Here is a 1,476-nt window from a genome sequence, read left to right on the forward strand (position 1 = left end):
TATTTTATCTTTTACTAATTCATAGCCTTTTGGTGCTTCTACTTCCACTAAGGTATAGTTTCCTATTGGTAAGTCTTTTGATATTACTTCTCCTTCTTCATTTGTTACTAGTTCTCCAACTATTTTCCCATTTAAATCTTCAATTTTAAACTTTGCTCCTGCTAGTTTTTTATTTTTATCACTTATGTCTACTTTCACAAGCTTCATTTTCCCCATTGGATCGGGCAATTTCTTATTTCCTATTTTAATTTCTACCACTGCATCTTTTTCTATTTTTACAGTTATTTTATCCTTTAATAATTCATAACCTTTAGGCGCTTCTACTTCCACTAAGGTATAGTTTCCTATTGGTAAGTCTTTTGATATCACTTCTCCTTCTTCATTTGTTACTAGTTCTCCAACTATTTTCTCATTTAAATCTTCAATTTTAAACTTTGCTCCCACCAATTTTTTATTATCATTATTACTATCAACCTTTTTTATTTTCACTTTTCCTGTACTAGGCTTGTTCCAATGTTGCCAGTTAAATTTAAAATTGTGAAATTCAAATCCACCAGTTTGTTGTACCGCACCGACAAATGCTTGTCCATTAATCGAACCGCCTTTTGTTTCTAATACAGCATTGGGAGCAAACACACTCCCAACGACACCATATCCCTCTGTTGTAATTTTTTTCGCATTTGGAAAAACCCAAATCATTTTCCCATATAGCTCAGTAAACGGGGAATTAGGCGAATATGGTTGTGATGTAGGAACTATATCTGTAGCCTTTCCAATATTGTTCGTGTCATATAGAATAGACCCATTTTTAAATGCAACCTCTATTGCATCTGAATACATTACAATAAAATCTTTATCCTTAGCATTGGGCAAAAATACATCTCTTATATCTACACTGATTTTCCCTGTCAATTCTGATGAAACATAAATATTAGGATTGTTTATATCTTTTCCAATTCCATGACTCATATTTGGAATTGGGGTATTCGTTTTATATTGACCTGCATTTTTACTAACTTGGTTCACTATATTGCGAAATTCATTAAATTTCGCGTCAATTTCTAGTTTTTCTTTATAAACGATACGATCATAAGAAGATTGTATGATGCGATCTGGATCACTCTCTTTTGTCATTACGACTATTCCGTTTTGAATGATAAAAGACTCTTCTCTTGATTTTTTTAGTTTTCCAGACAATAACAAGGACGGATATCCCTCATCAACCCATTTTTCACCTACTATATTAGATGTTCCTGCTGCTGCACCTACAATCGTATACCCCGATGCATCCATATCACCTTGAACTGCAATTGCTCCTTCAATGTCGCCACCTATTGCTTTATGGTTACCAAAGACAACAGCATTATAACGCGATATATCTCCTAGACCTTCTAAGTTAGTCGTGGATCCATATGCTTCTTTTGGTACATATACGACAAAACTTACACTTAACATTAACAAAACAATAAAATGAAT

The 1,476-nt window shown here is 33.2% G+C and carries 1 protein-coding gene; it reads right to left on the reverse strand.

Going from position 1 to position 1,476, the window contains the following annotated elements:
• Positions 1–1,476: SpaA isopeptide-forming pilin-related protein (locus MR079_RS28220; protein ID WP_242295076.1), on the reverse strand; the 1,476-nt coding region annotated here is incomplete at both ends.

The organism is Bacillus cereus group sp. BfR-BA-01381 (assembly GCF_022663555.1).
Taxonomy (GTDB): Bacteria; Bacillota; Bacilli; order Bacillales; family Bacillaceae_G; genus Bacillus_A; species Bacillus_A pacificus.